Raw genomic sequence first — 23,404 nt, 5'->3', positions numbered from 1 at the left:
TTCGTGGAGGAGCGGGGGTGGGAGCGGCTGCGGGAGCTGCTTTGCCCGGAGAGCCGGGAAGGGACGGGAAGGGAGTGGTGAGCGGGATGGGCGAGGGGGTGCCGGGGCTGCTGTCCGCGGTCACGGCCCTGGGGTGTGCCGGAGCGGCCGTGCGGCTGCTGGGCGGACGGCATGCCGGGGCACGGCGGGCACGGCTGCTGTTCCCCGGTGGCGGAGCGGTGGGCGCACGGCCGCCGGTCCGGAACCGGGCCCTCGGTGAACTCTCCCGTCTGCGCGGACGGTTGGGGTTCGAGTGGTGGGCTCCGGCGGCCGGGGTGGTCCTGGCGGTGCTGGGCGCCTCGGTGCTGCCGGCCGTCGCGGGGGCCGCGGCGATGCCGTTGCTGCGCCGTGCCCGGCTCGCCCGGGCCGCGCGCCGCGCGCAGGAGCGGCGGGCGGACGCCGTGATCGCCCTGTGCGGCGCTCTTGCCGGGGAGGTGCGTGCCGGACGGCAGCCGGGCGAGGCGCTGCTGCGCGCCGCACGGGACTCCGGCGGACTCGGCGACGCGCAGGCGGCGGTGCTGGCGGCGGCCCGTTTCGGCGGGGACGTGCCCGGTGCGCTCGCCATGGCGGCGCGGCAGCCGGGTGCCGAGGGACTGCGGGGGCTCGCGGCCTGCTGGCGGGTGGCCGTGGACCAGGGGGCGGCCCTGGCGGCCGGACTCGAGCGGCTCGACGGGGCACTGCGCGCGGAACGGGACCAACGCGCGGATCTGCGCGCCCAGTTGTCGGGAGCCAGGGCGACGGCCGTGCTGCTCGCCGGCCTGCCGGTCCTGGGACTCGCGCTGGGCACGGCCATGGGGGCCGACCCCCTGCGGGTGCTGCTGCACACGGGAGCGGGCCTGGGCTGCCTGGTCGTCGGCGGCCTGCTGGAGGGCGTGGGGCTGTGGTGGGCCCTGCGGATCGTACGAGCGGCGGAGGCGCTGTGAGCACGGGCGTCGTCCACAGGCTGGGGACGGTGCTGGCGGCTTCGGCACTGCTGTGGCTGCTGGTGCGGTGGCTGGAGGGGGTGCGCCGGGAGCGGGGCGTGCGGCGGAGGGTGGCCTCGCTGTGGGGCACGGAGGCGTCGGGACGTCCGGGGCCGCGGCTGCGGGTGGTGTCGGACACCGTGCGGCGGTGGCTGCCGGTGGTGGGGGTGGCGGGTGCCGGATGGGCGCTGGTCGGCGGGTTCGCGGGAGTCGTGGTCGGGCTGGCCGGGGCGGCCGGGATGCGGCAGTGGCGGCGATGGGCGGAGAGCCGCCCCGAGGCGGAGTTCGACGAGGCCGAGGCGGCCCGCCAGCTCCCGCTCGCCGCCGACCTTCTGGCGGCCTGTATCGCGGCCGGTGCCGGTCCGGTCGGCGCCGCCCGGGCGGTCGGTGAGGCACTGGGCGGGCCGGTCGGGGAGCGGCTGGCCCGGGGTGCGGCGGAGGTGCGGCTCGGCGGGGAACCGGCCGACGCCTGGCGCGGACTTGCCTCGATACCGGGGGCGGCGGCCCTGGCACGTCTGCTGGAACGGGCCGGTGAGTCGGGGCTGCCCGCCGCCGGGCCGGTCGCGCGGCTCGCAGCCGACGTCCGCGCCGACCGGGCCCGCGTCGCGACGGCCGGAGCGCGCCGGGCGGCCGTGCTGGTCACCGCACCGGTGGGGCTGTGCTTCCTGCCCGCCTTCGTCGCGGTCGGGGTGCTGCCGGTGCTGATCGGCCTCGCGGGCGGGGTGCTGGACGGGGGTGGTGGCTGAAGGAGGACCCGGGACGGAGGCAGGACCCGGGGACGGAAGCAGGACGCGGTGAGGAGCCAACGGGCCGAGACCTTACGGGGGTTGAGATGTACGGAAAGACGCGGGCACGACTGCGTGCCCTGGTGCGGCGGACGCGTCGGGACACGGGAATGGTGACGTCGGAGTACGCGATGGGAATCGTCGCGGCGGTGGCGTTCGCCGTGCTGCTGTACGAGGTGGTGACCAGCGGTCAGGTCAGGGCCGAACTGCAGGGCATCGTGAGGCGGGCGCTCAGTGCGCGGACATGAGCGCCGGGGCGGGCGCGGGCGGCAGGACGCCGACGCGGGGTTCGTGACGGCGGAGGCCGCCATGGTCCTGCCCGTGCTGGTGTTCGTGGTGACGACGCTGGTGTGGGGACTGCTGGTGGTGCTCGCACAGATCCAGTGCGTGGACGCGGCCCGGGCCGGAGCCCGGGCGGCGGCCCGCCAGGACCCCGAGGGTGCGGTCGTCCGGGCGGCCCGGGAGGTGGCACCGCGCGGTGCGAAGGTCACGGTGACCCGCCGGGGAGACCATGTGCACGTGGTCGTCGTGGCCGATCCGCCGGGCAGGGGCGTGCTGCTGCCCTTCCGGCTGAGGGAGGAGGCCGTCGCGGAGGCGGAGGACACGGCGGGAACGCCGGGAGGGGCGGGGACATGAGACACCGCTTCTCGGACCGCGGGTCCGCCTGTGTGTGGAGCGTCGGGACGATCGCTCTGCTCTGCGTGGTGTTCGGGACCGGTCTCGCCCTCGGGCAGGCGGTGGTCGGCCGGCATCGCGCGGCCGGGGCCGCCGACCTCGCGGCGCTCGCGGCGGCGGGCCACTGGGCCGAGGGCCCCGCCGTGGCCTGTGCCCGGGCGGAGCGGGTGGCCCGTGCGCAGGGCGCCCGGCTCGTCCGGTGCGCGATCGCCGGCGACACCTCGGACGTCACGGCGGCGTTCGCATGGGGACCCTTCACGGCGGAGGTGAGAGCGAGGGCGGGCCCGGCGGTCCCGGCGGACGGCACGGCGCCGCCGGCGGCACCGGCGGAGGGCGCGGCGGCACCGGCAGTGCCGGCGGACGGTACGGCGCCGCCGGGACCCGTGGCAGGACCGGCGCGTGCGCCGGGTCCCGTCCCGGCAGCCGCCGCTTCCACGGGGCAAGCCCGGCTCCTCCTCCTCGGAGTCCTCTCCGACGGCTCCCCGGAGGCTTCTGCGGTGCTCCTTCCGGCGCCTCCTACGGCGTCTTCTCCGGTGCCCCTCCCGGTTCCCCCCGTCCCCCCGGGTCTCCCGGGCCTTCGGGGGCCTCCTTCGGGGCCCCCTTCAGCAGCACGGTGAGCAGCCGTACGGCTCCCCGCTTGTGCAGGGGCTCGTTGCCGTTGCCGCACTTGGGGGACTGGACGCAGGAGGGGCAGCCGGAGTCGCACTCGCAGGAGGCGATGGCCTCGCGGGTGGCGGTGAGCCAGGCGCGGGCGGTGCGGAAGGCGCGCTCGGCGAAGCCCGCGCCGCCGGGGTGGCCGTCGTAGACGAACACCGTGGGCAGCAGGGTGTCGGGGTGCAGCGGGACGGAGACACCGCCGATGTCCCACCGGTCGCAGGTCGCGAACAGGGGCAGCATGCCGATCGAGGCGTGCTCGGCGGCGTGCAGGGCGCCGCCGAGGATCTCCGGGTGGATCCGGGCCTCGTCGAGCTGGTCCTCGGTGACCGTCCACCACACCGCGCGGGTGCGCAGCGTACGCGGAGGGAGGTCGAGTTTCGTCTCGCCCAGGACCTCGCCGGTGACAAGGCGCCGGCGCAGATAGGAGACCACCTGGTTGGTGACCTCGACGGAGCCGTAGCACAGGCGGCCGTCGCCCCAGGGGATCTCCACGTCCGTCTCCAGGACGGAGACGGACGTCGTGTCGCGGGCGACCGTGGTGTACGGCGGGTTCGCCTCCTCGACCAGGGCGACCGAGTCCTCCAGGTCGAGGGAGCGCACCAGATAGGTGCGGCCCTGGTGCAGGTGGACCGCGCCCTCGTGCACGCTCGTGTGCGCGGCCCCCTGGTCGACCGTGCCGAGCAGCCGCCCGGTGCCGGCCTCGACGATCTGCACCGGCCGCCCGCCCTCGCCGCGCAGGTCGGTGAGGTCCGCGGCCCGCTCCCGGCGGGTCCAGTGCCAGGCCCTCGTCCGCCGGCGCAGCAGCTTCGCGGCCTCCAGCTGCGGCAGCAGCTCCCCGCAGGAGGGGCCGAACAGCTCGGTGTCCTCCTCGGTGAGCGGCAGCTCGGCGGCGGCCGCGCACAGGTGCGGGGCGAGGACGTAGGGGTTGTCGGGGTCGAGCACCGTCGATTCGACCGGCTGGTCGAACAGGGCCTTCGGATGGTGGACGAGGAAGGTGTCCAGCGGGTCGTCGCGGGCGACCAGGACCGCGAGGGCGCCCTGGCCGGAGCGGCCCGCACGGCCCGCCTGCTGCCACAGGGAGGCGCGGGTGCCGGGATAGCCGGCCATCAGGACGGCGTCCAGACCGGAGACGTCCATGCCCAGCTCCAGGGCGGTCGTGGCGGCCAGGCCCAGCAGCTCGCCGGAGTGCAGGGCGCGCTCCAGGGCGCGGCGCTCCTCGGGGAGGTAGCCGCCCCGGTAGGCCGCCACCCGCCGGGTCAGCGACCGGTCGGTCTCGGCCAGCCGTTCCTTGGCGATCACCGAGATCAGTTCGGCGCCGCGCCGGGAGCGGACGAAGGCGACCGAGCGGACGCCCTGCAGGGTGAGGTCGGTCAGCAGATCGGCGGTCTCGGCGGTGGCCGTGCGCCGGACGGGCGCGCCCCTCTCGCCCTGCAGTTCGGTCAGCGGTGGCTCCCAGAGGGCGAACACCAGTTCACCACGGGGCGAGGCGTCGTCGGCCACCTCGACCACGGGCAGACCGGTGAGGCGGCGGGCGGCCACCGCGGGCTCCGCCGCGGTCGCGGAGGCCAGCAGGAACACCGGCGAGGAGCCGTAGTGCGCGCACAGCCGGCGCAGACGGCGCAGCACCTGGGCGACGTGCGAGCCGAAGACGCCCCGGTAGACGTGGCACTCGTCGACGACGACGTACCTCAGGGCGCGCAGGAAGGAGGACCAGCGCGGGTGCGAGGGCAGGATCCCCCGGTGCAGCATGTCGGGGTTGGTCAGGACGTAGTTGCCGTACCGGCGGATCCACTCGCGCTCCTCGGGCGGGGTGTCGCCGTCGTACACCGCCGGACGCACGGCCTTGCCCAGCGGGCGGGCGAGCTCCTTCACCGCGCGGCACTGGTCGGCCGCCAGGGCCTTGGTGGGGGCCAGATACAGGGCGGTGGCGCCGCGGTCGCCCGGCCGGAGCCCGCCGGCCCGTACGGGCGCCTCGCGCCGCTGCGCCCCCCGCGCGGGCGCCTCGGCGCCGTCCAGCAGCGTCGACAGCACCGGGACGAGATACGCCAGCGACTTGCCGGACGCCGTGCCCGTGGCGACGACCACCGAGTCGCCGTCGAGGGCGTGCTCGGCGGCGCGCGCCTGGTGGGCCCAGGGGCGTTCGACCCCGCAGGCCCGGACGGCCTCGACGACCTCCGGCCGAATCCGGTCGGGCCAGACGGCATGGCGACCCGCGCGCGGGGGCAGGTGCTCCGTATGAGTGATGCGTGCAGCCCGGCTCGGTCCCGAGGCGAGCCGGTCCAGAACCGCGCCCGGTGCCGGGCGGGTTGGCTTCGTCGGGGACCGATCGGATCGGTGATTCTCGGCCATCGGCACTGAGTGTGTCACCGGTGTGCAGGACAATGGGACCAAGGCGTCGTGCACGCCTGCCGTTAAGTGATTGAATGCCATCGCGGCTGGCGAACCGTCCCGGGGGCTTCAAGCCGAGGTGCCCGAGGGGCGACCGCTCGATAGCAAGGTGCTGGAGGATCCGTGGACCTGTCCCTGTCGACCCGTACCGTCGGCGATCGCACGGTCGTCGAGGTCGGTGGCGAAATCGACGTATATACCGCGCCCAAGCTGCGCGAGCAGCTGGTCGAGCTGGTGAACGACGGGAATTTCCACCTCGTCGTCGACATGGAGGGCGTGGACTTCCTCGACTCCACCGGGCTCGGCGTGCTGGTCGGCGGTCTGAAGCGTGTGCGCGCCCACGAGGGCTCGCTGCGCCTGGTGTGCAACCAGGAGCGCATTCTCAAGATCTTCCGTATCACCGGTCTGACCAAGGTGTTCCCGATCCACTCCACGGTCGACGAAGCGGTGGCGGCCACCGACTGACCGCCGGCCCCGGCCGGTGTCCGGGGCGAAGAGTTCAAGCGGGGGACCGGGTTCTCGGCGGCCCGGTCCCGCGACAGCACGCCCGTAGCTCCGAGGGGGATGCATGGCCACCGTTGAACTCCGCTTCAGCGCGCTGCCCGAGCACGTCAGAACCGCCCGGCTGGTGGCGGCCGCGGTGGCGCGCAGGGCCGGAGTGGACGAGGCCGTTCTCGACGAGGTCAGGCTCGCCGTGGGCGAGGCCTGTTCACGCGCCGTCGGACTGCACCGCAGCAGCGGGATCTCGGCACCGGTGAAGGTGCTGCTCACCGAGGAGGAGAAGCAGTTCTCCATCGAGGTCGGCGACGAGGCCCGGCACGCGCCGCGCCGCCCCGGAGAGGCTCCGGGAGCCGTGGACGACGCGGAGGACGAGATGGGCCTCGCGGTCATCAGCGGCCTCGTCGACGACGTGGAGGTCTCGGCCGGGGAGCACGGCGGGCTGATCAAGATGACCTGGCCGACCACGCCGCCGCCGGCCGCGCCGCTTTCCTGACGTACGCCACCCCGCTCGGCGCAGCACACCAGGGCCCTGCTCGGCAGGGCCCTTCGCGTTTTTCCCGGCCGCGTCCACCAGGTACATTGAATTCGTGAACTAATTCACGATCAGTCAATAGATCATTTGATCAAGCATTGATCGTGTGTCAATGGTTTTGGGTCATTACCTCTTTCGGGTTTCGTGGCGTGACGTCGATCATTTGCTGAAGAGCGAATGCAGGCCGATTGGGTTTGCCGCGCTCTGTTTCGATCCCGTTCCGCTCCCTACAATCCGTCCACATCTTGAGCTCAGCCCAAGCGTCAAGGAGGACGAATGGCGGGGCTTTCCACCCCTCATCAGTTGGGCCAATCCACAACCTTCGCAGCCGCAGTCCTGACCGACGACAATCGGATCATCGTGGCGGTCATTGCGGCCGTCGCACTGGCCGCGCTCGTGGTCGCAGGCGTCTTGCTGCGCCAGGTACTTGCGGCGGGCGAGGGCACCGACAGCATGAAGAAGATCGCGGAAGCGGTCCAGGAAGGAGCGAAGGCCTATCTGGGCCGTCAGCTGCGCACGCTCGGCGTATTCGCCGTGATCGTGTTCTTCCTGCTCATGCTGCTGCCCGCGGACGACTGGAATCAGCGTGCCGGACGCTCGGTGTTCTTCCTGATCGGTGCGGTTTTCTCGGCGGCCACCGGCTATATCGGCATGTGGCTCGCCGTGCGCAGCAATGTGCGCGTTGCCGCGGCAGCCCGGGAGGCGACTCCCGCGGAAGGCGCGCCGGCAAAGGATCTCACGGCTGTTTCCCACAGAGCCATGAAGATCGCTTTCCGTACGGGCGGCGTCGTCGGCATGTTCACGGTGGGCCTCGGCCTGCTGGGCGCCTCCTGCGTGGTGCTGGTGTACACGGCCGACGCGCCGAAGGTGCTCGAGGGCTTCGGCCTCGGCGCGGCACTCATCGCGATGTTCATGCGAGTCGGCGGCGGCATCTTCACCAAGGCCGCCGACGTCGGCGCCGACCTGGTCGGCAAGGTCGAGCAGGGCATTCCGGAGGACGACCCGCGCAATGCCGCGACCATCGCCGACAACGTGGGCGACAACGTCGGCGACTGCGCGGGCATGGCGGCCGACCTCTTCGAGTCGTACGCGGTCACCCTCGTCGCCGCGCTCATCCTCGGCACGGCGGCCTTCGGCGACGCGGGGCTGGCGTTCCCGCTGCTGGTACCGGCCATCGGCGTGCTCACCGCCATGATCGGCATCTTCGTGGTGGCGCCGCGCCGCTCCGACCGCAGCGGCATGACCGCGATCAACCGCGGCTTCTTCATCTCCGCGGTGATCTCGCTGGTCCTGGTCGCGATCGCCGTCTTCGCCTACCTGCCGTCGTCGTACGCCGACCTGACCGGTGTCACCGACGCGGCCATCACGGGCAAGAGCGGCGATCCGCGCGTCCTCGCCCTGGTCTCGGTGGCCATCGGCATTCTGCTGGCCGCCGTGATCCAGCAGCTGACCGGCTACTTCACCGAGACCAGCCGGCGCCCGGTCAAGGACCTCGGCAGGACCTCGCTGACCGGGCCGGCCACCGTCGTCCTCGCCGGCATCTCCGTCGGTCTGGAGTCGGCCGTCTACACCGCCCTGCTGATCGGCCTGAGCGTCTACGGCGCGTTCCTGCTCGGCGGCACGTCGATCGTGCTGGCGCTGTTCGCGGTGGCGCTGGCCGGCACCGGCCTGCTCACCACGGTCGGCGTGATCGTCGCCATGGACACCTTCGGCCCGGTCTCCGACAACGCCCAGGGCATCGCCGAGATGTCCGGCGACGTCGAGGGCGCGGGCGCGCAGGTGCTCACCGACCTGGACGCGGTCGGCAACACCACCAAGGCCATCACCAAGGGCATCGCCATCGCCACCGCGGTCCTGGCGGCGGCGGCGCTCTTCGGGTCGTACCGGGACGTGATCACCACCGGGGCGCGCGAGGTCGGGGAGAGCCTCTCCGGCGCGGGTGCGCCGCTGACCCTGATCATGGACATCTCGCAGCCCAACAACCTGGTCGGCCTCGTCGCCGGCGCGGCGGTCGTCTTCCTCTTCTCGGGGCTGGCGATCAACGCCGTGTCGCGGTCGGCGGGGGCGGTGGTGCTCGAGGTGCGGCGGCAGTTCCGCGAGAAGCCCGGGATCATGGACTACAGCGAGAAGCCGGAGTACGGCAAGGTCGTCGACATCTGCACCAAGGACGCCCTGCGCGAGCTCGCCACCCCCGGTCTGCTCGCCGTCATGGCGCCCATCTTCGTCGGGTTCACGCTCGGCGTCGGTGCGCTCGGCGCCTTCCTCGCGGGCGCCATCGGCGCGGGCACCCTGATGGCGGTGTTCCTCGCCAACTCCGGCGGTGCCTGGGACAACGCCAAAAAGCTGGTGGAGGACGGGCACCACGGCGGCAAGGGCAGCGAGGCCCATGCGGCCACGGTGATCGGCGACACGGTCGGCGACCCCTTCAAGGACACCGCCGGCCCCGCGATCAACCCGCTGCTGAAGGTGATGAACCTGGTGGCGCTGCTCATCGCGCCCGCGGTCATCCAGTTCTCCTACGGCAGGAACGAGAACCTCGGCGTGCGGATCGCGATCGCGGCCGTGGCCCTGGTCGTCATCGCCGGTGCGGTCTATCTCTCCAAGCGGCGCAGGAACACCGTCGGTGACGAGGACAGCACGGCACACGTATCCACCTCGGCCGATCCTGCGGTGGTCCCGTAGGCGGTCGCACAGCGGGCCGGCTCAAGAGGACGGGCGGGTGGCGCGTCGTACGCGTCACCCGCCCGTCGTGTGCGCGGATGCGCTCTCCTCGTGAGTCTTCTCTCGCTTGGTGCAAAAGGCTGCAAGGTGTGCGTTAACGGGCGTCCGGACGGGGGGTGGCGCCGGGAGGGCGTGTATGTTCCGGGGCCGAGAGCCACGGAAGGGACCGAACCGGTGAACAAGAAGCTTGCGGCCGCACTGTCCGGCGGTGCGGTACTGGTACTGGCGCTGACGGGCTGCAGCAGCGGCAACGACGACGGCAAGAACGAGGCACTGGACGCCTGGGCCAAGCAGGTGTGCGACGCCGTGCAGCCGCAGGCGAAGAAGATCGCGGCCGCCAACGCCGCCATCCAGAAGGAGACCTCGGACAACAGCGAGCCGGCCCAGGTCCAGAAGACCGACTCGCAGGCCTTCCAGGACATGTCCGACGCCTACAAGGCGATCGGCGCCGCCGTGGACAAGGCGGGCGCTCCCCAGGTCGAGGACGGCCGGAAGAAGCAGCAGGACGCGGTCAGGGAGCTCAACAGCCTCGGCGCCGCCTACGCCTCCCTCAAGCAGCAGGTCGACAAGCTTGACACCAAGGACCAGGCCAAGTTCGCGGACGGTCTGAAGGACATCGCCACCGAGCTGGACAAGCTGAGCAAGACCAGCAGCGACGCCCTGAAGAACCTGGAGGAGGGCGAGGTGGGCCAGGCGATGGCCCGGCAGCCGAGCTGCAGGTCCGCATCCGCGTCCGCCGCGCCCGCGAACGGCTGACGCACGCGCGTGCGCCGGCGGCGCGAGCGACAGAATGGGGCCGTGAGTGACTCCAGCCTGTCCGCACCGTCAGCCCCGTCCGCTTCCCCCCGCCCGTCCGGCCCGGCGGCCTCGTCCGGCTCGTCCGGCTCGCCCGTCCTGCCCGCCGCCGACCGCCCGGACGTCGCGGCCCGGCTCCGGGACGCCCTGCTCGGCGCCTCCTTCACCGCCGACGGACTGCTCGAGCTGCTCGGCGCACCCGCGTACGCGGCCCTGGCGCGCGGCGAGACCGTCCCGGCGATGCGGGCCACCCGCGGCGACACGCCGCTGGAGCTGCTGAGCCGGCTGTTCCTGCTGCAGCAGCCCGTGCCGCGTGCGCGCGTGGCGGAGGTCCTGCCCGTCGAGGAGTGCCTGGAGACCGGCTGGCTGGTGCGTGCCGGCGAGGACGGGCTCGCCGCGACCGTGGACGTCCGGCCCTACGGCGGGCCCGACGGCGAGGACTGGTTCGTCGTGTCCGACCTGGGCTGCGCGGTCGGCGGGGCGGGCGGCATCGGCGACCGCCGGGAGGACGTCGTCCTCGGCGTCGGCGGCGCGTCCACGACCCTGGCCGGCATCACGGTCCGTACGCCCGTCGGCTCCGCGCTCGACCTCGGCACCGGCTCCGGCATCCAGGCGCTGCACGCCGGCCGCCACGCCACGCGCGTGACGGCGACCGACGTCAACCCGCGCGCCCTGCACATCACCGCCCTGACGCTGGCGCTGTCCGGTGCGCCGGCCGCCGATCTGCGCCGGGGCTCGCTGTTCGAGCCGGTCCGCGAGGGCGAGACGTTCGACCTGATCGTGTCCAATCCGCCGTTCGTGATCTCGCCCGGTGCCCGGCTGACGTACCGCGACGGCGGGATGGGCGGGGACGATTTGTGCCGGGTGCTCGTCGAGCAGGCGGGGGAGCGGCTCAACGAGGGCGGCTACGCGCAGTTCCTCGCCAACTGGCAGCACGTGGAGGGGGAGGACTGGCAGGACAGGCTCAGGTCGTGGGTGCCCCGCGGGTGCGACGCGTGGATCGTGCAGCGCGAGGTGCAGGACGTCACCCAGTACGCCGAGCTGTGGCTCAGGGACGCCGGCGACCACCGCGCCGACCCGGCCCGGTACCGGGCGCGGTACGACGCCTGGCTGGAGGAGTTCGAGGCGCGCAGGGTCAAGGCCGTGGGCTTCGGCTGGATCACGCTGCGCCGGACGTCCTCCGCGGTGCCCTCGATCACCGTGGAGGAGTGGCCGCACCCGGTGGAGCAGCCGCTCGGCGAGACCGTGCGGGAGTACTTCGCCCGCCTCGACTACCTGCGCAGCCACGACGACGCGGCCCTGCTCGACGACCGCTTCCGGCTGGCCCGCGAGGTCGTCCAGGAGCAGATCGGCCCGCCCGGTGCCGAGGACCCCGAGCACGTCGTGCTGCGCCAGAACCGCGGGATGCGCCGTGCCCTCACCGTGGACACGGTCGGCGCGGGCTTCGCCGGCGTCTGCGACGGCAGCCTGAGCGCCGGCCGCATCCTGGACGCCATCGCCCAGCTGACGGGCGAGGACTCGGTCGTGCTCCGCGACCGGATGCCCGCCCGGATCCGGCTGCTGGTGGAGCAGGGCTTCATCGAGCCGGTGGGCTGAGCCCGTCCGGCCGGTTCAACCTTGTCACTTTCTTTCCGTTTCTTCCTGTTTCTTTCCCGTCTTTTTCCTCTCCGGTCATTTTCGGTCATACGGCGCGGGGTGGGGGCAGAGGGGCGGACGGGGCGCTCGGGCGCCCGTCCGCCCGGCGTTCACCGGGGCCGGCCCGGCCGCCGCCCAGGGGTGCCGATCTCCCCTGCCGGGGCGTGCGGAAAACGTCCCGGGAGCGTCCGGAAAACGTCCGGAAAAGGGGAGGGGACCCCCGTGGAGAGCGGGCCGTCGATCTTCGCGGGAATGGTGTTCTCCCTGTTCGAAGCGGCATTGCCGGAGTGGACGACGGTGCGGGTGCGACGCCGGGGGCCCGTCGTCCCCGAAGCCGGCCGGACCGCGTCGGCGGCCGTCGCGGCCGCGGTCGCCCTCCCCGCCCCGGCCCCGGCACGGGGGGCCTCGCACGGGGCTGCGCACCCGTGTGAGAACCGTCGCATCACCGCGTTTTCCGTAACCGATGGGTCACCTTCCGTGCAAGCGTGAAAGAGCTGGTGAGCACTCCGGGCGGCAGGAAGGGCAGAAGTCGGGTTACCGTTCGAGTGGCCGTTGCGAGCTTTTCCCGTTTGACACGGGGGCGGGATGTACCGTCACACTCCGCAGCGTCACCACGACCCGATCCCCGGGAAAACAGGGCCCGGGAAGCCCCAGCGTCGACCGGAGAGAAGAGCGAAGTTGTCCCCGACCAGCGAGACCGCAAAGGGCGGCCGCCGACTCGTCATCGTCGAGTCGCCTGCCAAGGCGAAGACGATCAAGGGCTACCTCGGTCCCGGCTATGTCGTCGAAGCGAGCGTCGGGCACATCCGCGACCTTCCCAACGGCGCCGCGGAGGTTCCCGAGCAGTACACCGGCGAGGTCCGCCGCCTCGGTGTGGATGTGGAACACGACTTCCAGCCGATCTATGTCATCAACGCGGACAAGAAGGCCCAGGTCAAAAAGCTCAAGGATCTGCTGAAGGAATCCGACGAGCTGTTCCTCGCCACCGACGAGGACCGCGAGGGCGAGGCCATCGCCTGGCATTTGCAGGAAGTGCTCAAGCCGACGATCCCGGTCAAGCGGATGGTCTTCCACGAGATCACCAGGGAAGCCATCCGCGAGGCCGTGGCCAATCCGCGCCAGCTCAATCAGCGGCTGGTCGACGCCCAGGAGACCCGCCGCATCCTCGACCGTCTCTACGGCTACGAGGTCTCGCCGGTGCTGTGGAAGAAGGTCATGCCGCGTCTGTCGGCCGGCCGGGTCCAGTCGGTCGCGACCCGGCTCGTGGTCGAGCGGGAGCGCGAGCGCATGGCGTTCCGCTCCGCCGAGTACTGGGACCTGACCGGCACCTTCTCCACCGGCCGCCCGGGTGATCCGAGCGACCCGTCGTCGCTGGTCGCGCGGCTGCAGACGGTCGACGGCCGGCGTGTCGCCCAGGGCCGCGACTTCGACTCCCGGGGCCGGCTGAGGAGCGAGAACGTCCTCCACCTCGACGAGGCGGGCGCCCGCGCGCTGGCCGACGCCCTGGAGAACACCCGCTTCCTCGTGCGGTCCGTCGAGTCCAAGCCGTACCGCCGCTCCCCGTACGCCCCGTTCCGGACGACGACGCTCCAGCAGGAGGCCAGCCGCAAGCTCGGCTTCAGCGCGAAGACCACCATGCAGATCGCGCAGAAGCTGTACGAGAACGGCTACATCACGTACATGCGTACGGACTCCACCACCCTGAGCGACACGGCGATCGCCGCCGCCCGCGCCCAGGTGGAGCACCTCTACGGCGCCGACTACCTGCCGCCGCAGCCGCGCAGGTACGCCGGGAAGGTCAAGAACGCCCAGGAGGCGCACGAGGCGATCCGCCCCTCGGGTGATCGTTTCCGCACTCCCGCCGAGACCGGTCTGACCGGCGACCAGTTCAAGCTCTACGAGCTGATCTGGAAGCGGACGGTCGCCTCCCAGATGAAGGACGCGACCGGGAACAGCGTGACCGTGAGGATCGGCGGCACCGCGGCCGACGGCCGGGACGTCGAGTTCAGCGCCTCCGGCAAGACGATCTCCTTCCACGGCTTCCTGAAGGCCTACGTCGAGGGCGCCGACGACCCGAACGCCGAGCTCGACGACCGCGAGCGCCGTCTGCCGCAGGTCGCCGAGGGCGACGCCCTGAACGCCGAGGAGATCACGGCCGACGGGCACGCCACCAAGCCCCCGGCCCGCTACACCGAGGCCACCTTGGTCAAGGAGCTCGAGGAGCGCGAGATCGGCCGCCCGTCGACCTACGCGTCGATCATCAGCACGATCCTCGACCGCGGCTATGTCTTCAAGAAGGGCACGGCCCTGGTGCCGTCCTTCCTGTCCTTCGCCGTGGTCAACCTCCTGGAGAAGCACTTCGGGCGGCTCGTCGACTACGACTTCACCGCCAAGATGGAGGACGACCTCGACCGCATCGCCCGCGGCGAGGCCGAGGCGGTGCCGTGGCTGAGGCGGTTCTACTTCGGCGAGGGCGCCGGCAAGGGCGACAAGGGCGGCGCCGCCGACGCGGGCAACGGCGACGGGGACCACCTCGGCGGCCTCAAGGACCTGGTGACCGACCTGGGCGCCATCGACGCGCGCGAGGTGTCGTCGTTCCCCGTGGGCAACGGCATCGTGCTGCGGGTCGGCCGCTTCGGGCCGTACGTCGAGCGCGGCGAGAAGGGCACCGAGGGATACCAGTCCGGCGACGTCCCGGCGGACCTGGCGCCCGACGAGCTGACGGTCGAGCTGGCCGAGGAGCTGCTGGCCAAGCCGAGCGGCGAGCGCGTGCTCGGGACCGACCCGGAGCCGCCGCACCACCCCATCGTGGTCAAGAGCGGCCGCTTCGGCCCGTACGTCACCGAGGTGCTCCCCGAGGGCACCCCGAAGACCGGCAAGAACGCGGTCAAGCCGCGCACGGCCTCGCTGTTCAAGTCGATGTCCCCGGAGACGGTGACGCTGGAGGACGCGCTGAGGCTCATGTCGCTGCCGCGCGTCGTCGGCGTCGACACCGACGGCCAGGAGATCACCGCGCAGAACGGCCGCTACGGCCCGTACCTGAAGAAGGGCACGGACTCGCGCTCGCTGCAGTCCGAGGAGCAGATCTTCACGATCACGCTGGAGGAGGCCCGGGCGATCTACGCCCAGCCCAAGCAGCGCGGTCGCGCGGCGGCCAGGCCGCCGCTGAAGGAGCTCGGCGAGGACCCGGTCAGCGGCAGGCCGGTCGTGGTCAAGGACGGCCGCTTCGGCCCGTACGTCACCGACGGCGAGACCAACGCCACCCTGCGCGCCGGCGACAGCGTCGAGACGATCACCCCCGAGCGCGGTTTCGAGCTGCTGGCCGAGAAGCGTGCGAAGGGACCGGCGAAGAAGACCGCGAAGAAGGCGGCCGCCAAGAAGACGGCGGCGAAGAAGACGGCGTCCTCGGCCGCGAAGAAGACCGCGGCGAAGAAGACGACCACCGCCAAGAAGGCGGCGGCCAAGAAGACGGCCTCCAAGGCGGCCGTTTCCGGCCCGGCGGAGGAGTGAGCGCGGGCGGCGCAGCACCGCCCGCGCGAGACACCCCTTCCGCGGCCCCTTCGCAGTCCCCTCGGTGCACAGGGCGCACTCCGGCATCACCGCTGTGCTGTCGGGGCATGTACACGTTCATGCAGTCACCGTGTGTCGTCCGTACGTCCGGATAGGCTGAACGCATGACGCGAGCCGAGCAGCAAACGGCCCACATCACCGCACCCGACGACGCTCTCGCAGCCGACTCCCGTGAGCGTGCCGTCCGCTCCCTGCTGCGCCGACCGCAGCTGAGGCGTCTGTGGAGCGCGCAGCTGGCAGGAGGCGTCGCGGACACCCTGGCGCTCCTGGTCCTGGTCGTCCTGGCCCTCCAGGCGGCGATCGCCGCCGGCTCCTTCGGCGGGGGCTACCGGGGCGCGGCCCTCGCGGTGACGTCCGTCTTCGTCGTCCGCGTCCTGGCGACCGTGCTCTTCGGCGCGGTCCTCCTCGGGCCCCTCGCCTCGCTCACCGCGCAGGACGGCCCGCTCGACCGCCGCTGGACCATGGTCGGCGCGGACGGTGTGCGCATCGTGCTGATGATCGTCGCCCCGCTGTGGGTCGACTGGACGCCGGGCAGTGCCCTGGCCTGGATCCTGGTCACCGTCCTCGTGACCGGGATCGCCGAGCGCCTCTGGACGGTGTGCCAGGAGAGCGCGGCCCCCGCGCTGCTGCCCGCCCCGCCCCCGGAGGGCGCCACGGTGCGCCCGCTGCCCGACCACATGGACGCCCTGCGCCGCCTGTCGCTGCGCACGGCCTTCCTGGCCGTCCCGCTGGGGGCCGCCACCCTGGTCGCCGCGTCCCTGTTCAACAACCTCCTGGCCACCGTCGTCGCCTGGTTCGACCGGCACCATGCGGCCTTCGGCTCCTATGTCGCGGCCGGGCTGTTCGCCGCCTCCCTGTCCGTGCTGACCTCCCTGGAGCTGCCCGGCACGAGCACCCCGCGGCCGCGTTCGCCGCTGGAGGGGCTGCGCCGCCCGAGGACGGGCACCGGCGCCGACAAGGGCCGCACGGGGGTCGTGCCGCTGCTCGTGCTCGCCTGCGCGTCCGTCGCCGGGGCGGTCGCCGCCGCGGTCGCCGTCTGCGTCCTGCACGCCACCGACCTGGGGGGCGGCCCGGTGCTGTACGGGCTGACGGTGCTCGCCCTCACCGGCGGGGTCGCCGTCGGCATCCGCACGGCCCCCAGGGCGCTGGTCTCGCTGTCGCGGCGCCGGCTGCTGGCCCTGGCGGTCGCCCTCACCGGCGTCGCCCTGCTCGCCGCCGGACTCGTCCCCGACGTCACCACCGTCCTGCTGCTCCTGGCCCTGGCCGGCACGGGCGCGGGCGTCGCGGCCAACACCGGGCACACCCTGCTCGACCAGGAGACCGAGGACCACCGCCGGCCGCGCATGACCGAGCACCTGCACGCGGTGGTGCGGGTCTTCGTGGCGCTCGGCGTCGTCCTCGCCCCGGCGGTCGCGGCCGGGATCGGCCCGCACCGCCTGGAAAGCGGCCGGTTCGTGTTCGCGCACGGCGGCGCCGCCTTCACGCTGATGCTGGTCGGCGCGCTGCTGCTGCCGGTGGCCGCACTGGTCCTCGCCAAGGGCGACGACCGCTCGGGCGTGCCGCTGCGGCAGGACCTCGTCGACGCCCTGCGCGGCGACGACCCGGTGACGGCCCCCGCGTCCTCCGGTTTCTTCATCGCCATCGAGGGCGGCGACGGGGCGGGCAAGTCCACGCAGGCCGAGCTGCTCGCCGACTGGATCAGGTCCAAGGGCCACGAGGTCGTCCTCACCCGCGAGCCGGGCGCCACCCCCGTGGGCAAGCGGCTGCGCTCGATCCTGCTCGACGTGTCCTCGCAGGGCCTGACCCCCCGGGCGGAGGCGCTGCTGTACGCCGCCGACCGCGCGGAGCACGTCGCCACGGTCGTCCGGCCCGCCCTGGAGCGGGGCGCCGTGGTGATCAGCGACCGCTACATCGACTCGTCGGTGGCCTACCAGGGCGCGGGCCGCGACCTGTCCCCGACCGAGATCGCGCGGATCTCCCGCTGGGCGACCGGCGGACTGGTCCCGCATCTGACCGTCCTGCTGGACGTCTCCCCGGAGACGGCCCGCGAGCGGTTCACGGAGGCGCCCGACCGTCTGGAGTCGGAGCCCGCCGAGTTCCACGCGCGCGTGCGGGCCGGGTTCCTGGCGCTGGCCGCCGCCGACCCCGGCCGGTACCTCGTGGTGGACGCCGGGCAGGAGCCCGAGGCCGTCGCCACGGTCGTCCGGCACCGGCTCGACCAGATGCTGCCGCTGTCCGAGGCCGAGCGGAAGGCCCAGGAGGAGGCCCGCCGGAAGGCCGAGGAGGAGGCGCGGAGGAAGGCCGAGGAGGAGGCCCGCAGAAAGGCCGAGGAGGAACGGCTGGAGCGCGAGCGCCAGGAGCAGCTCGCCCGGCTGCGCGCCGAGGAGGAGGAACGCAAGCGGCGCGAGCTGGAGGAGGCGCAGCGGCGCGAGGCCGAACGGCAGGCCGAGGAGGCCCGGCGCCGTGCCGAGGAGGCCCGGCGCAGGGCGGAGGAGGAGCGGGCCCGGCTGCTCGCGGAGGAGAAGGCCCGGGCGGAGGCCGAGGCCCGCCGGAAGGCCGAGGAGGAGGAACGGCGGCGCCTGGCCGAGGAGGAGGCCCGGCTGCGGGCCGAGGCCGAGGCGCGCCGGCTGGAGAAGCAGCGCCTGGCCGAGGAGGCCCTGCTGCGGGCCGAGGAGGCCCGGAAGGCGGCGGAGCAGGCCGCGGCCACCGCGCAGGCGGGCCCGCGGCCCACGCCTCCCGCGGCCGCGATGGTGCCGCCGGAGGCGGCGACCGTGCCGACACCGGTGGTGAAACCGACGAATGCGCCGGACGCGCCGGACGCGCCGGACGCGCCGCACGGGCCGGCGGACGAGACGGCGGTGCTGCCGCCGGTGCGGGAGTCCTCGGGCGGAGGCTTCGGCGAGGTGTCCCGCGGATCCGGGGATGCCGGGGGGTCCGCGGTGTCCGACTCCGAGGTGACCGCGAAGCTGCCGCAGCCGCCGGTGCCGCCGGGGGCCGCGGACGAGACGGCGGTGCTGCCGCCGGTGCCGCCGGGAGCCGTGGACGAGACGGCGGTCCTGCCCCCCGTGCGGGCCGAGGACCCCGCGGACCGCGTTCCCCCCGGCTTCTTCCGGGACGAGCCGCCGGCCCGGCCCGGCGAGGACGGGGAGCGTACGCGGGAGCTGCCCCAGGTGGGCGCCGAGAGCGCCCCCCGGCGCCGGCGGCGGCCGGAGTGGGCCGAGAGGACACCGCTCGACGACCTGCCGACGCTGGCCGACGAACTGCTGGGGCCGCGCCGGGACGACACGGACGACGCGGCCGGCAGGGACTTCGGCGACGGGAGCGACGACGGCCGGGGACGCGGCCGACGGCGCTGAGTTCCCCGACGGGGCGGGCCGGGAGAGCCCGCCCCCTTCCGTTCCCGGGGCACCTCTGTCAGGGGCGCCCCGCACAATGGATCCCGCACCACGGACCATGACGAAAGGGCGCCGCGACCCATGAGCGTGTGGGACGACCTCGTCGGACAGGAGAAGGTCGTCGAGCAGCTGAGTGCCGCTGCCCGGGACGCCGATGCCCTGGTCACCGCGGCCGCCGACGCACCGCCGCCGGAGGCGTCGAGGATGACGCACGCCTGGCTGTTCACGGGGCCGCCCGGCGCGGGGGTCCCGCAGACGGCGCGTGCCTTCGCCGCCGCCCTGCAGTGCGTGAGCCCCGACCGGGCCCTGGGCGGAGCTCCCGGCTGCGGCTTCTGCGACGGCTGCCACACGACGCTGGTCGGCACGCACGCGGACGTCACCACGGTGACGGCCGTCGGCACCCAGATCCTGGCCGAGGACATGCGCGACACCGTCCGCAAGTCGTTCACCTCCCCGGCGAACGGCCGCTGGCAGGTGATCCTCGTCGAGGACGCCGAGCGGCTGAACGAGAAGTCCGCCAACGCCGTCCTGAAGGCCGTCGAGGAACCGGCGCCCCGCACCGTCTGGCTGCTGTGCGCCCCCTCGATCGAGGACGTCCTGCCCACGATCCGCTCCCGCTGCCGCCAGGTGACCCTGCGGACCCCGTCGGTGGACGCCGTGGCCGACATGCTCGTACGCCGCGAGGGCGTCGAACCCGAGGTCGCGGCCGCCGCCGCCCGCGCCACCCAGGGGCACGTCGACCGGGCCCGCCGTCTGGCCACCGACCCGGCCGCGCGGGAACGCCGTGCCGCCGTTCTGAGGCTTCCGCTCCGCCTCGACGACGTCGGAGGCTGCCTCAAGGCGGCCCAGGAGCTGGTCGACGCGGCGGCGGAGGACGCCAGGGCGCTCGCCGAGGAGAGGGACGCCAAGGAGGCCGAGGAGCTGAAGGCGGCGCTGGGCGCGGCCCAGGGCGGCCGGCTGCCCCGCGGGACGGCGGGCGTGATGAAGGAGCTGGAGGACAAGCAGAAGCGCCGCCGCACCCGGACCCAGCGCGACAGTCTCGACGTCGCCCTGAGCGACCTCACCGGCTTCTACCGCGACGTCCTGGCCCTTCAGCTCGGCTCCCGCGTGGCCCTCGCCAACACGGACGTCGAGGACGCCCTGGAGCGGGTCGCCCGCAGCAGCTCCCCGGAGTCCACGCTGCGCCGCATCGAGGCGATCGCCGCCTGCCGCGAGGCCCTCGACCGCAATGTGGCCCCGCTGCTGGCGGTGGAGGCGATGACGATGGCCCTCAGAGCGGGCTGACGAGCCCGGGAGCAGCCGCCGGGGGAACGCCGCCGGAGCACACGGACCCGGCGTGTCGCGCACGGAGAGCGATGATTCGGTCGCCGAGCGTTACTCTCGCAGGATGCACATCAGGCGCACCCCACGTCCTACTCGTCGTCATTCCTGCCGTTCCCGCACCCGCACGGTCCGCACCCTGCCGGCGGCGGTCACCGCGCTGCTGCTGGTCCCGGCCTGTTCCCCCGGAGGCGAGCCGCATCGCACCGCCCCCGTGGCGGAGACGGTGCGGTCCTCGTCCGTGCCCGCCGCCCTGGCGTCGTACTACGCGCAGAAACCGGCCTGGCGGGACTGCGGGGTGCCCGGCTTCGAGTGCACCACGATCAAGGCGCCGCTCGACTACGAACGGCCCGAGGCGGGCGACGTCCGGCTGGCCGTCGCCCGCAAGAGGGCGACCGGTCCGGGCAGGCGCCTGGGCTCCCTCCTGGTGAACCCGGGCGGACCCGGCGGCTCGGCCGTCACCTTCCTGCAGCAGTACGCCGGCACCGGCTACCCGGCACCGGTCCGCGCCCAGTACGACATGGTCGCGATGGACCCGCGCGGCGTCGCCCGCAGCGAGCCGGTCGTCTGCCTGGACGACCGGGCCATGGACGCCTACACGCAGACGGACGTCACCCCCGACGACCACAAGGAGACCGACGCCCTCGTCGACGCGCAGCGGAAGTTCGCGGAGGGCTGCGGCGCCCGTTCCGCCCGTCTGCTCCGGCACGTCTCCACCGCCGACGCGGCACGGGACATGGACGTCCTGCGGGCGGTGCTGGGCGACGCCAGGCTGAACTACGTGGGCGCGTCGTACGGCACCCTCCTCGGGGCGACGTACGCCGATCTGTTCCCGGACCGCGTGGGCCGCTTCGTCCTGGACGGCGGCATGGATCCGTCCCTGTCCTCGCGCCGGCTGAACCTGGACCAGACGGCGGGCTTCGAGACGGCGTTCCAGGCGTTCGCGAAGGACTGCGTCCAGCACGCCGACTGCCCGCTCGGCGACCGGGGCACGACACCGCGGCAGGTCGGCGACCGTCTTGCCGCCTTCTTCCGCGAGCTCGACGCCCGGCCGATCCCCACCGGTGACACGTCCGGCCGCCGTCTCGGCGAGGCGCTGGCCACCACGGGGGTGATCGCGGCGATGTACAACAAGTCGGCCTGGCCGCGGCTGCGCACCGCCCTGACCTCGGCGATGGAGAAGAACGACGGTTCCGGCCTGCTCGCACTGGCCGACAGCTACTACGAGCGCGACGCCGGCGGCCGCTACAGCAATCTGATGTACGCCAACGCCGCCGTGAACTGCCTGGACCTCCCGCCCGCCTTCTCCGGCCGCGAGGAGCTGGAGAAATCCCTCCCCGACTTCGAGAAGGCCTCCCCGGTCTTCGGCCGTCCCCTCGCCTGGTCCTCCCTGAACTGCGCGTACTGGCCGGTCAAGGCCGTCTCCGCCCCGCGCCGCATCAAGGCCGAGGGAGCCGCCCCCATCGTGGTCGTCGGCACCACCCGCGACCCGGCCACCCCCTACCGCTGGGCCCAGTCCCTCGCCGGCCAGCTCTCCTCGGCCCGTCTGCTCACCTACGACGGCGACGGCCACACCGCCTACAACCGCGGCAGCAGCTGCATCGACTCCACGATCAACACCTATCTCCTCCAGGGCACCCCGCCCCCCGACGGCAAGCGCTGCACCTGAGATCCGGGGCAGGATTTCGTGCACGCCCCGGGCGCGCCGGGGCGTGTACGAAGCACCCCGGGAAACTGTGTAGACTTACCCACGTTGCCGATCGCACCATGGTGCGGCAGCAGGCCGCTTTAGCTCAGATGGCCAGAGCAACGCACTCGTAATGCGTAGGTCTCGGGTTCGAATCCCGAAAGCGGCTCGGACGGAAGCCAGGTCGGATCCCCTCCGGCCTGGCTTTTCCCATGAGTCCTCCTTCCGGCCCGGCCACCCGGGACGCCCGCGGTGCGGGGGCGAGAGGGCGCGTCCGGGAGGGCTGCCGGCCGGTGGACAGGGCGGGGCCGCCCTGCGCCTCCTGCCGATGGGTCACGGCCATGAGCGCGGCGTCGTCGTCCAGGCGTCCGCCGGTGTGCCGGGCCAGATCGGCGAGGAGGGTGTCCAGGATCGCGTCGGGATCCGTCGGGAGCGGACGGGACAGGGAGGGCACGGGGTCGTAGAAGACGCCCCGGCGGTCGCGGGCCTCCACCACGCCGTCGGTGTACAGCACCAGGGTCGCGCCGGGCGGCAGGGGATGCTGCTCCACCGGCACCCGTTCACGGCCCAGGTCGCCCAGGCCCAGCGGCAGCGCGGGCTCGGCCGGGGTGAGCAGGCGTGCCCGGCCCCGGTGGACGAGGAGCGGCGGGCAGTGCCCCAGATTGACCAGGCGCAGCACGCAGCCGTCGGCGGGGATCTCGATGACGACGGCGGTGGCGAAGGACTCCTCCCCTTCCGTGTCCTCGGAGTTCAGCTCCCGCATGCGCTCCTCCAGCCGGGCGACCACGCCGGGCAGGTCGGGCACCCGGGTCGCGGCCTCGTGGAAACTGCCCAGCAGCCCGTTGACGGTCTTCACCGCCCCCACTCCCTTGCCGCGCACATCGGCGATCATCAGCCGGATCCCGTGGGGGGTGGAGTGGATGGCGTAGAAGTCGCCGCCGATGGCGGCCTCCCGCATGGCGGCCTGGTAGCGGACGGCCACGTCCAGCGGCCCGATGCGGGCGGGAGGCGTGGGGAGCACCGCGCGCTGGACGGCCTCGGCGACCTCACGGGCGTCCTTCAGCTCCTTCCGGTAGCGGCTCATCATCCGGTTGAGCACGGAGGCCAGGACCGTCAGGACGACCATGCTGGAGAGCTGGACGCCGTAGGCGAAGAAGGACCCGCCGCTGACGAGGAGCGCCTTGGCCTGTCCGACGACGATCGCCACCACTCCCGTGACGACCGTGCCCGGCAGGGAGAGCACCGGCGCGGCCAGCAGGGGCGCGGCCGCCAGGAGGGGGAAGGTGTTGACGTGCGGGGTGAACAGGCCGAGGACGACCGAGGCGACGATGGCCAGGGCGGGCAGGAAGACCGGCCAGCTCCTCGGACCGATCGGGTAGGTGCGGTGGTGTCTCATCTCCTGGTTCCCTGCACTCCTGACGCGGTCGCGGGAGGGCCCGGGGCCTGTCCTTCCGGGTCGGGCCGCTTCCGGCGGCGGTGCCCTCCTGGCCCGCCCGAGCGGGATCCGGTGCGCGGCTGCGCGGCGGAGGAGGGCGTCGACGCGGCGCGCCGGTGGGCGACGGCAACGCCGCTGGGGCGTCCCCGCGCCCGTCCAGGGCAGTGGGAGCGCGTGCCGGCCCGCGCGACCCGGCAGGACCCGAAGAACAGGCTCCAGGTCCCAGTCTGTGCCGCTCCCCGCCCCGCGGCGACCGAGGCCCGGCCGGCGGGCACGGGGCGATGCGGGCCGGGCCTCGGTCGCCGCG

The 23,404-nt window shown here is 73.4% G+C and carries 15 protein-coding genes, 1 tRNA gene and 1 pseudogene; 15 read left to right on the top strand and 2 right to left on the bottom strand.

Features of this window, described 5'->3' with window-relative positions; translation table 11 throughout:
* The first annotated feature begins 86 nt into the window (after positions 1–86).
* From CCN35_RS19255 to CCN35_RS30270, 5 genes are all read left to right on the top strand, one after another.
* Entirely contained in the window at positions 87–962 is an 876-nt protein-coding gene (locus tag CCN35_RS19255) for a type II secretion system F family protein (RefSeq protein ID WP_067393788.1), read from the top strand.
* Entirely contained in the window at positions 959–1,747 is a 789-nt protein-coding gene (locus CCN35_RS19250) for a type II secretion system F family protein (protein ID WP_067393784.1), read from the top strand. Before CCN35_RS19255 ends, CCN35_RS19250 begins: the two co-directional genes overlap by 4 nt.
* An 86-nt stretch (positions 1,748–1,833) precedes the next feature.
* Positions 1,834–2,034 (top strand): DUF4244 domain-containing protein, encoded by a 201-nt coding sequence (locus CCN35_RS19245; RefSeq protein WP_067393781.1) that lies wholly within the window; start codon positions 1,834–1,836, stop codon positions 2,032–2,034.
* Entirely contained in the window at positions 2,021–2,422 is a 402-nt protein-coding gene (locus tag CCN35_RS19240; RefSeq protein WP_067393778.1) for a TadE family type IV pilus minor pilin, read from the top strand. The genes CCN35_RS19245 and CCN35_RS19240 overlap by 14 nt, the downstream gene beginning before the upstream one ends.
* On the top strand, positions 2,419–3,078 hold the full coding sequence (locus CCN35_RS30270; protein ID WP_086793707.1) for an Rv3654c family TadE-like protein: 660 nt from the start codon (positions 2,419–2,421) through the stop codon (positions 3,076–3,078). Before CCN35_RS19240 ends, CCN35_RS30270 begins: the two co-directional genes overlap by 4 nt.
* Here CCN35_RS30270 and CCN35_RS19230 read toward each other — a convergent pair.
* Positions 2,978–5,548, bottom strand: a complete 2,571-nt coding sequence (locus CCN35_RS19230) for a DEAD/DEAH box helicase (RefSeq protein WP_169721371.1) — start codon at positions 5,546–5,548, stop codon at positions 2,978–2,980. The two genes, CCN35_RS30270 and CCN35_RS19230, sit on opposite strands and share 101 nt — an antisense overlap.
* An 81-nt stretch (positions 5,549–5,629) precedes the next feature.
* Between CCN35_RS19230 and bldG the strand changes: the two genes are divergently transcribed.
* The 10 genes from bldG (at position 5,630) to CCN35_RS19175 (ending at position 21,831) form a co-directional block, all read left to right on the top strand.
* On the top strand, positions 5,630–5,971 hold the full coding sequence (bldG, locus tag CCN35_RS19225; protein ID WP_067393772.1) for an anti-sigma factor antagonist BldG: 342 nt from the start codon (positions 5,630–5,632) through the stop codon (positions 5,969–5,971).
* Between the two features lie 103 nt (positions 5,972–6,074).
* Positions 6,075–6,500 (top strand): ATP-binding protein, encoded by a 426-nt coding sequence (locus CCN35_RS19220; protein ID WP_067393769.1) that lies wholly within the window; start codon positions 6,075–6,077, stop codon positions 6,498–6,500.
* A gap of 315 nt (positions 6,501–6,815) precedes the next feature.
* On the top strand, positions 6,816–9,221 hold the full coding sequence (locus CCN35_RS19215; protein WP_067393766.1) for a sodium-translocating pyrophosphatase: 2,406 nt from the start codon (positions 6,816–6,818) through the stop codon (positions 9,219–9,221).
* A gap of 213 nt (positions 9,222–9,434) precedes the next feature.
* Positions 9,435–10,016 (top strand): small secreted protein, encoded by a 582-nt coding sequence (locus CCN35_RS19210; protein ID WP_201450852.1) that lies wholly within the window; start codon positions 9,435–9,437, stop codon positions 10,014–10,016.
* 138 nt (positions 10,017–10,154) lie between these two features.
* Positions 10,155–11,651, top strand: a complete 1,497-nt coding sequence (locus CCN35_RS19205; RefSeq protein WP_067393901.1) for a DUF7059 domain-containing protein — start codon at positions 10,155–10,157, stop codon at positions 11,649–11,651.
* Between the two features lie 717 nt (positions 11,652–12,368).
* A complete protein-coding gene (gene topA, locus CCN35_RS19195; RefSeq protein WP_067393759.1) occupies positions 12,369–15,200 on the top strand; it encodes a type I DNA topoisomerase in 2,832 nt (943 codons plus the stop codon).
* A 164-nt stretch (positions 15,201–15,364) separates the two neighbouring features.
* Positions 15,365–18,616: a dTMP kinase gene (gene tmk, locus CCN35_RS19190; protein ID WP_086793701.1), complete on the top strand. Its 3,252-nt coding sequence runs from the start codon at positions 15,365–15,367 to the stop codon at positions 18,614–18,616.
* A gap of 120 nt (positions 18,617–18,736) precedes the next feature.
* The gene (locus CCN35_RS19185) at positions 18,737–19,939 is read left to right on the top strand and encodes a DNA polymerase III subunit delta' (RefSeq protein WP_067393752.1); all 1,203 of its coding nucleotides are present in this window, start codon (positions 18,737–18,739) and stop codon (positions 19,937–19,939) included.
* 103 nt (positions 19,940–20,042) lie between these two features.
* Positions 20,043–21,644 carry an alpha/beta hydrolase gene (locus tag CCN35_RS19180; RefSeq protein WP_067393747.1) on the top strand — a complete coding sequence of 534 codons (1,602 nt, stop codon included), beginning with the start codon at positions 20,043–20,045 and terminating at the stop codon, positions 21,642–21,644.
* A gap of 113 nt (positions 21,645–21,757) precedes the next feature.
* Positions 21,758–21,831 (top strand) — tRNA-Thr (locus CCN35_RS19175).
* Positions 21,832–22,050: 219 nt separating this feature from the next.
* Here the strand turns inward: CCN35_RS19175 and CCN35_RS29625 are convergent.
* A pseudogene (locus tag CCN35_RS29625) lies at positions 22,051–22,554 on the bottom strand (PP2C family protein-serine/threonine phosphatase); the annotation flags it as partial.
* Positions 22,555–23,404: the final 850 nt, after the last annotated feature.

The organism is Streptomyces thermovulgaris, assembly GCF_002155915.1.
GTDB classification, from domain to species: Bacteria; Actinomycetota; Actinomycetes; order Streptomycetales; family Streptomycetaceae; genus Streptomyces; species Streptomyces thermovulgaris.
The sequence above is the reverse complement of the archived record's forward strand: the minus strand, read 5'-3'. Positions and strand labels throughout refer to the sequence as shown.

What these genes read in the sequence shown, in the direction of transcription:
- CCN35_RS19255 (WP_067393788.1), top strand. Translation starts at nt 87, where the DNA reads ATGGGCGAGGGGGTGCCGGGGCTGCTGTCCGCGGTCACGGCCCTGGGG.
- CCN35_RS19245 (WP_067393781.1), top strand. Translation starts at nt 1,834, where the DNA reads ATGTACGGAAAGACGCGGGCACGACTGCGTGCCCTGGTGCGGCGGACG.
- CCN35_RS30270 (WP_086793707.1), top strand. Translation starts at nt 2,419, where the DNA reads ATGAGACACCGCTTCTCGGACCGCGGGTCCGCCTGTGTGTGGAGCGTC.
- CCN35_RS19230 (WP_169721371.1), bottom strand. Translation starts at nt 5,548, where the DNA reads ATGGCATTCAATCACTTAACGGCAGGCGTGCACGACGCCTTGGTCCCA.
- CCN35_RS19220 (WP_067393769.1), top strand. Translation starts at nt 6,075, where the DNA reads ATGGCCACCGTTGAACTCCGCTTCAGCGCGCTGCCCGAGCACGTCAGA.
- CCN35_RS19215 (WP_067393766.1), top strand. Translation starts at nt 6,816, where the DNA reads ATGGCGGGGCTTTCCACCCCTCATCAGTTGGGCCAATCCACAACCTTC.
- tmk (WP_086793701.1), top strand. Translation starts at nt 15,365, where the DNA reads ATGACGCGAGCCGAGCAGCAAACGGCCCACATCACCGCACCCGACGAC.
- CCN35_RS19185 (WP_067393752.1), top strand. Translation starts at nt 18,737, where the DNA reads ATGAGCGTGTGGGACGACCTCGTCGGACAGGAGAAGGTCGTCGAGCAG.
- CCN35_RS19180 (WP_067393747.1), top strand. Translation starts at nt 20,043, where the DNA reads ATGCACATCAGGCGCACCCCACGTCCTACTCGTCGTCATTCCTGCCGT.